Source organism: Acidimicrobiales bacterium, from assembly GCA_035512495.1.
Classification (GTDB): Bacteria; Actinomycetota; Acidimicrobiia; order Acidimicrobiales; family CADCSY01; genus DATKDW01.
Window position 1 is genome coordinate 1 of sequence record DATKDW010000028.1, and the last position, 7,528, is coordinate 7,528.

8 protein-coding genes are annotated in these 7,528 nt (G+C 74.5%); all 8 read right to left on the bottom strand.

Going from position 1 to position 7,528, the window contains the following annotated elements:
* On the bottom strand, positions 1–180 hold a 180-nt coding region (locus VMN58_03485), incomplete at its 3' end, for a hypothetical protein (protein ID HUF32255.1).
* Positions 181–192: 12 nt separating this feature from the next.
* Positions 193–1,455, bottom strand: a complete 1,263-nt coding sequence (locus VMN58_03490; GenBank protein HUF32256.1) for a glutamate-1-semialdehyde 2,1-aminomutase — start codon at positions 1,453–1,455, stop codon at positions 193–195.
* Entirely contained in the window at positions 1,452–2,447 is a 996-nt protein-coding gene (hemB, locus tag VMN58_03495; protein ID HUF32257.1) for a porphobilinogen synthase, read from the bottom strand. Before hemB ends, VMN58_03490 begins: the two co-directional genes overlap by 4 nt.
* A 31-nt stretch (positions 2,448–2,478) precedes the next feature.
* Complete coding sequence (gene cobA / locus VMN58_03500) at positions 2,479–3,957, bottom strand: uroporphyrinogen-III C-methyltransferase (protein ID HUF32258.1); 1,479 nt, start codon at positions 3,955–3,957, stop codon at positions 2,479–2,481.
* Complete coding sequence (gene hemC, locus VMN58_03505; protein HUF32259.1) at positions 3,954–4,898, bottom strand: hydroxymethylbilane synthase; 945 nt, start codon at positions 4,896–4,898, stop codon at positions 3,954–3,956. The genes cobA and hemC overlap by 4 nt, the downstream gene beginning before the upstream one ends.
* Positions 4,899–4,907: 9 nt before the next feature.
* Complete coding sequence (gene hemA, locus VMN58_03510) at positions 4,908–6,143, bottom strand: glutamyl-tRNA reductase (protein HUF32260.1); 1,236 nt, start codon at positions 6,141–6,143, stop codon at positions 4,908–4,910.
* A gap of 11 nt (positions 6,144–6,154) precedes the next feature.
* The gene (locus VMN58_03515; GenBank protein ID HUF32261.1) at positions 6,155–6,775 is read right to left on the bottom strand and encodes a bifunctional precorrin-2 dehydrogenase/sirohydrochlorin ferrochelatase; all 621 of its coding nucleotides are present in this window, start codon (positions 6,773–6,775) and stop codon (positions 6,155–6,157) included.
* 1 nt (position 6,776) lies between these two features.
* A complete protein-coding gene (locus VMN58_03520; GenBank protein ID HUF32262.1) occupies positions 6,777–7,493 on the bottom strand; it encodes a redox-sensing transcriptional repressor Rex in 717 nt (238 codons plus the stop codon).
* Positions 7,494–7,528 lie beyond the last annotated feature (35 nt).

Below are 7,528 nucleotides of genomic sequence, written 5' to 3' on the forward strand. Positions count from 1 at the left end.
GGCGGCCATGTCGTCGACCACGTGCAGCCAGCCCAGGCGGTCCGCGACCTCGGTGGGGTCGTCCTGCCAAAGGGTGTGGTCGCCGGACCACATGCGTGGCCCCGCCCGGCGCTCGGTGAGGTCGGCCACCGCCGCCGCCACCACATCGCTGACGGGCCCGAGCTGCTCGCGTTCGATCACGCCAGGCACCCTTCAGATCTCGGCCGCGGCCTCGGCGGCGGCCTCGCCGGTGCGGGCGATGTCGGCGTCGGTGTGGGCCAGGCTCGGGAAGAGCGCCTCGTAGGGCCCGGGCGCCATGGCGATGCCACGGTCGAGCATCCCCCGGAAGAACCGCTTGTAGCCACCGGTATCGCCCCCGGCGCGGGCGTCGTCGTAGTCCCGCACCGGCGTGGCGCTGAAGTGCAGCCCCACCAGCGGCCCCACCCTGGGCACCTGGGCCTCGACCGCGGCATCGGCCAGCGCCGTGTCCAGCACCGACTGGAGCGCCGCGGCGATGCCGTCGAGCTCTTCGTAGGCGCCCGCGTCGAGCTCGGCCAGGACGGCGAGGCCCGCAGCGGTGGCGAGCGGGTTCCCCGACAGCGTGCCCGCCTGGTACACCTCGCCGAGCGGGGCCAGGGCCGCCATGACCTCGGTGGAGGCCCCGAAGGCGCCCACCGGCAGCCCACCACCGATCACCTTGCCGAAGCACCACACGTCGGGTCGCACGCCGAAGCGCTCGGTGGCGCCGCCGACGCCGACGCGGAACCCGGTGATGACCTCGTCGAAGAGCAGCAGGGCGCCGGCAGCGTCGCAGGCGGAGCGCAAGCCCTCGAGGAAGCCGGGCTCGGGTGCGACCAGGCCCATGTTGGCGGCCACCGGCTCGACGCAGACCACGGCGACGTCGCCGCCCACCTCGGGCACCACGTTGAACGGCGCCACGACGGTGTCGGCGACCGCACCGGCGGTCACCCCCGCCGACCCGGAGATCCCCTGGTCGGCGATCCCGCTGCCGCCGGCGGCCAGGAGTGCGTCGCTGTGGCCGTGGTAGCACCCGGCGAACTTGATGACCTTCTCGCGGCCGGTGACGCCCCGCGCCAGGCGCACCGCCGACATGGCCGCCTCGGTGCCGCTGGAGGTGAGGCGCACCTGCCCGACACCGGGCACTCGGTCGACGATCTCCTCGGCCAGGCGCACCTCGCCCTCGGTGGGAGCGCCGTAGGTGGTGCCCCGCAGAGCCGCCTCGCGCACCGCCTCGATCACCCGGGGGGAGGCGTGGCCGAGGATGGAGGCGCCGTAGCTCTGGACGTAGTCGAGGTACCGGTTGCCCTCCACGTCCCAGACGTGGGCCCCTTCGGCCCGGGCCACGAAGTAGGGGGTGCCGCCGACGGATCGGAAGGCGCGCACCGGCGAGTTCACCCCACCGGGGATGACCCGCTGGCTCCGCTCGAACAGCTCGACGTTGGTCGGCCCGGTCACGTCCGCCATCCGTCCCGCAACAGCTCGGCGACCTCGCGGGCGAAGTAGGTGAGGATCACGTCGGCGCCGGCCCGCTTGATGCTGGTGAGGTGCTCGAGGGCCACGGCGGTGCCGTCGATCCAGCCCCGCTCGGCCGCGGCGCGCACCATGGCGTACTCCCCGGACACGTGGTACGCCGCCACCGGCAGGTCGACCGAGGCGCTCACGTCGGCGATCACGTCGAGGTAGGCCAGCGCCGGCTTCACCATCACCATGTCGGCGCCCTCGTCGATGTCGAGGCCGACCTCGGTCATCGACTCGCGCCGGTTGCGGGGGTCTTGCTGGTAGCCCCGCCGGTCGCCGCCCCCGGCGATGGTGACGTCGACCGCGTCGCGGAAGGGGCCGTAGAGCGACGACGCGTACTTTGCGGCGTAGGCGAGGATCGCCACCTCGAGGTGACTGGCACCGTCGAGGGCGGAGCGGATGGCTGCCACCTGACCGTCCATCATCCCGCTCGGGGCGACGACGGCGGCACCGGCGTCGGCCTGGGCCACCGCGGCGCGGGCGTAGCAGGCGATGGTGGCGTCGTTGTCGACGGTGCCGTCGGGTCGGACGATCCCGCAGTGGCCGTGGTCGGTGTACTCGTCGACGCACAGGTCGGCCATCACCACGACGTCGTCGCCCACCTCCTGGGCCAAGTCGCGCAGGGCCACCTGCACGATGCCGTCGCGGTTCCACGCCCCCGAGCCGTCGGCGTCCTTGGTGGCGGGCACCCCGAAGAGCATCACGCCTGGGACCCCGAGGTCCGCCAGGGCGGCGACCTCTCGCCGCAGCGACTCGCGCGTGTGCTGCACCACCCCGGGCAGGGAGGCGATCGGCTGGGGCTCGCTGATGCCCTCGCGCACGAACAGCGGTGCCACGAGGTCGTCGACGCCGAGCCGGGTCTCGGCCACCAGCCGGCGCAGGGCGGGGGTGCGGCGCAGACGCCGCATCCGGCGGGCGGGGAAGCTCATGGGCCGGAGCCTACGGGGCGCTCGGGTCCGGTCACCGAGGGGGTCCCTCCCGGTCGCCGAGCGCGGCGCGCACCGCGGCGACTAAGCCGTCGATGGTGTGCGGGTCGGCTTCGGCGGTGACCGCAAGGCCACGCTCGCGGGCGGCGGCCGACGTGATCGGGCCGATGGTGACGACCACCGGCGGCACGCCTTCGAGTCCCACCACCTCGAGCAGGTTGGCCACCGTCGACGCCGAGGTGAACGTGACGGCGTCGGCGCCCGCCGCCGCCTCGAGCGCGGCCGGGCTCGGCGTGGCCAGGGCGGTGCGGTAGGCGGTGACGACGTCGACCTCCCACCCCCGTGCGGTGAGGTCGTCGGGCAGCACGTCGCGGGCCACCGCCGCTCGCGGCAGCAGGACCCGACCGGTGCGGGCGACCGGCGGGTCGGGGAAGGCGTCGAGGAGCGACTCGGCCACCGCCTGCTCGGGGACGAGGTCGGCGGCGATGCCGTGACGGGTGAGGGCGGCGGCGGTGCCGGGGCCGATGGCGGCAACCCGTGCCGGCCCGAGGGACCGGGCGTCGCGAAGCAATGGCAAGAAGCGCTCGGCGCCGTTGACCGAGGTGAGCACCACCCAGTCGTAGGTCGCCACCTCGGCTGCTGCCCGCCGCAGGGCGACGCCGCCGTCGTCGGGGTCGACCACCTCGATGGTGGGCAGCTCGACGACCTCGGCGCCGAGGCTGGTGAGGCGCTGCACCAGCTCGGACGACTGCACTCGGGCCCGGGTGACGACGACCCGGCGTCCGAACAGCGGCCGGCGCTCGAACCACGCCAGGTCCAGGGCGGCGACGTCGCCGATGACGAGGACCGCGGGCGACGCCAGCTCGGTCGCACCGAGGCGACCGAGCGTGGTGCGCACGCTGCGCTGCTCGGGCCGGGTCCCCCAGCGCACGGCGGCGACGGGTGTGGCGGGGTCGAGCCCGCCGTCGACGAGGGCGGCGGCGATCTCGGCGCGCGTGGCGATGCCCATGAGGACCACGATCGTGCCGCCCACCCGGGCCACCGCCTGCCAGTCGGTGGACGTCGAGGCCCACGGGTCCTCGTGGCCGGTCACGACGGTGAACGACGTCGACACCCCCCGGGCGGTGACGGGGACCCCGGCGTAGGCGGGCACGCCGATCGCCGAGCTGATGCCGGGCACCACCTCGAAGGCCACGCCAGCAGCGGCGAGGGCCTCGGCCTCCTCCGCCCCCCGGGCGAACACGAAGGGGTCGCCGCCCTTGAGGCGGACGACCTCCTGGCCGGCACGGCCCCGCTCGACGAGGAGGGCGTTGATGTCGTCCTGGGGGGTGCTCGGCCCTCGTGGGGTCTTGCCCACGCTGATCCGCTCGGCCGTGGGCGGGGCCAGCTCGAGCAGGGCGGCGCCGGAGAGCCGGTCGTGGATCACCACGTCGGCTCGGGCCAGCAGCTCGGCGCCCCGGAGGGTGAGCAGGCCCGGATCGCCCGGCCCGGCGCCGACCAGGTAGACGGTCACGACCCGACAGCCCCGTCCGACCGGTCGAGGCCGTCGTCGAGCAGGGACCGTCCACCGCGGGCCTCGAGCAGGCGGCGCCCGAGCGCCAGACCGGCGGCGCCGGCGTCGGCGTCAGCGGCGATGTCGACCTCGTCGCGCAGCACCACCCGACCGTCGAGGGTGGCGAGCAGACAGCGGAGGTGGAGCGCACCGTCGTCGGCGTCGGCGGCGTACGCGCCGGCGGGCAGCTCGCAGCCCCCTCCGAGCGAGGCCAGGAACCCGCGCTCGGCGTCGACCGCCCGGCGGGACGGGCGATGCTCGACGGCGGCCAGCAGGGCGAGGGTGCGGGCGTCGTCGTCTCGGCACTCGGCCGCCAGGGCCCCCTGGCCCACCTGGGGCACCATCCGCGACGGCTCGAGGATCTCGGCGACGCGGTCGTCGAGCCCGAGGCGCTGGAGGGCGGCGGCGGCCATCACGATCGCCCCGAAGCCGGCGGCCTTCTCCAGGCGGGTGGCGATGTTGCCCCGCAGCTCGGCGAAGGTGAGGTCGGGGCGGGCGTCGGCCAGCTGGGCCCGGCGTCGGGTGGACCCGGTGGCCACGGTGGCGCCCGGCGCCAGAGCGTCGAGCCGGCAGCCGACGAGCACGTCGCGGGGGTCGCCCCGCTCGGGCACCGCGGCGATGGTCAGCCCCTCGGCCGCCAGCGCCGGGTTGGAGGGCAGGTCCTTGGCCGAGTGGACCGCCAGGTCGGCCCGGCCGTCGAGCACGGCAGCCTGCACCTCCTTGACGAAGACCCCCTGGCCCCCGATCTGCCAGATCGGGACCCCCTGCACGCGGTCGCCGACGGTGTCGACGATGACCAGCTCGACCTCGACGCCGGGGTGGGCGGCACGGAGCAGACCGGCCACGTGGTCGGCCTGCCAGCGGGCGAGGGCGCTGCCGCGGGTGGCGACGCGGAGCAGCACGGGGCGGCGCTAGACGTCGAGGTCGAACAGGTCGCGCAGGGCGTCGGCCAGGCGCTCTCCCCTGGCCGTGCCGGCAGCGCCCTTGACGCGCACGGTTGGCTCGTGGAGCAGCTTGGCGACGAGGCTGCGGCTGGCCTCCTCGAGGGCGGCCCGCTCGCCGTCGTCGAGGCGGCGGCCGAGTCGCTCGACCTCGGCGGCCCGGAGCTCTTCGACCCGCTCCCGCAGGGCGACGACGAGCGGCGCCGCCTGGCGGGACACGACCAGGTCCCGGTGGCGCGACACCTCCTCGTCGATCAGGTCGCGCACCTGGGCGACCTCGCGCTGGCGCTCGGCCAGGCCGGCGTCGGCGAAGGTGCGCAGGTCGTCCATGTCGAGCAGGGTCACACCGGGCAGGTCGGCGGCCGTCGGGTCGACGTCGCGGGGGACGGCCACGTCGACGATGAGCAGGTTGCGCCCCGACCGGGCTTCGACCACCGGTTCGAGGTCGGCGTGGTCGACGAGCACCGACGTGGCGCCGGTGGAGGTCAGGAGCAGGTCGACCTGGGCCATGGCGGCGGCCAGGTCGGTGAGGCGGACGGCCCGGCCTCCGACGCGCTCGGCGAGCTCGTGGGCCCGGTCCCAGGTGCGGTTGGCGACGAGCACCTCGCTCACGCCGGCCTTGGCCAACGCCACGACCATGCCCTCGGCCATCTCGCCGGCACCGAGCACGAGGACCCGGCGGCCGTCGAGCCCGCCGAGGCGCTCGGTGGCGAGGGCCACCGCGGCGTGCGAGACCGAGGCGGTGTGGCGTCCGATGGCGGTCTCGGTGCGGACCCGCTTGCCCACCTCGAGGGCGTGGCGGAAGAGCGTGTTGAGGGCGGTGCCCGTGGTGCCCTCGGCAACGGCCGACTCCCAGGCGGTACGGACCTGGCCCAGGATCTCGCTCTCGCCGAGCACCACCGAGTCGAGCCCGGCCACCACGCTGAACAGGTGCGCCACCGCAGCGGTGTCGTGGAAGGTGTAGAGGTGGTCGGAGAACTCCTCGGGGGCGAGGAAGCCGAGCTCGGCGAGGAAGTCGCGCACGTCGCCCACCCCGCCGTGGAAGCGCTCGACCTGGGCGTAGATCTCGGTGCGGTTGCAGGTGGAGAGCACCACGGCCTCGGCCACGTCGTCCCGTTCGCGCAGGTCGTGCAGCGCCTTGGGCAGCCGCTCGTCCGACACCGTCAGCCGCTCGAGGAGCTCGAGGGGCACGGTGCGGTGGTTCACTCCGACAACGATCACAGACACGCCTGCAGCCGCTCCCTTGCTTCTGCGATGTTCCCGGACCTGACCAAGTCAAGCATCCCCGAGTCGAGGACCTCCTGCCAACTCAAACCCTCGGTGCTGACCCCCTGTTCCCGCAGCTCGGTGCGGCGCTCGGCCAGCAGGTCGAGGAGGGTCACGTACTCAGGACCGAGCTCGCCCTGCACGTGACGCCGCAGCCAGGTGGCCATCGCGGGGCTGTGGCCGCCGGTGGCGACGGTGACCGTGATCGGCCCCTGGCGCACCACGGCCGGCAGGGTGAACGAGCAGCTCGCCGGGTCATCGGCGCTGTTGACCCACACACCGGCGGTCTCGCCGTCGAGGTACACCTGGCGGTTGACGGCCGGATCGTCGGTGGCGGTGATCACCAGCCGGTGGCCCGCCACCTCGCCCGGCCGGTAGGGCCGGCGCTCGACGGCGACGCCGTCCATGGCCTCGATCGAGGGGCGCACGTCGGGGGCGACCACCAGCACCCGGGCACCTGCCGCGACCAGACCGGCCACCTTGCCCTCGGCCACCGCGCCACCGCCCACCACCAGGCACCGGTGGCCAGAGACGATCAAGTTGACCGGGTACTGGGGGCCCTCGACGGGCACGTCAGGCCTGCCCCGCCCCGACCGACGGGGGGAGGATGCTGCCGTTGCCGGCCGCCGACGCGCTCCCGTTGCCGACGGAGCCGTCGCGACGCTGCTGGTAGAAGCTGAGGATCTGCAGCTCGACGGCCAGGTCGACCTTGCGGAGCGAGACGCCGTCGGGGACGGTGATCACCGCCGGGGCGAAGTTGAGGATCGACCGGATCCCGGCGGCCACGAGGCGATCGGCGACCTCCTGGGCGGCGGACGCCGGGGTCGACATCACGCCGATGGTGATCCCCCGCTCGGCGACGATGGCGGGGAGGTCGTCGATGCCCTGCACCACCAGGTCGCCGATGCGCTCCCCCACCTTGGCGCTGTCGGCGTCGATGAGGGCCGCCACAGGGAACCCCCGGTCGCCGAAGCCCCGGTACTTGGCGAGGGCGTGGCCGAGGTTCCCGATGCCGACGATCACCACCGGCCAGTCGTGGGTGAGCCCGAGCTCGCGGCTCATCTGGAACAGCAGGTACTCGACGTCGTAGCCGACGCCGCGCGTGCCGTAGGAGCCGAGGTACGACAGGTCCTTGCGGACCTTGGCGGCGTTGACGCCGGCCAAGTCGGCCAGGCGCTCCGACGAGACGGTCGTGGTCCGGGCATCGGCCAGCTCGGCCAGGCTCCGCAGGTACACCGGGAGCCGCGCCACCGTCGCCTCGGGGATCCGTCGTGTCCGATCAGCACCCATCCCGACCGAGGATAGAGGCCCAAGCCCAGAGATTC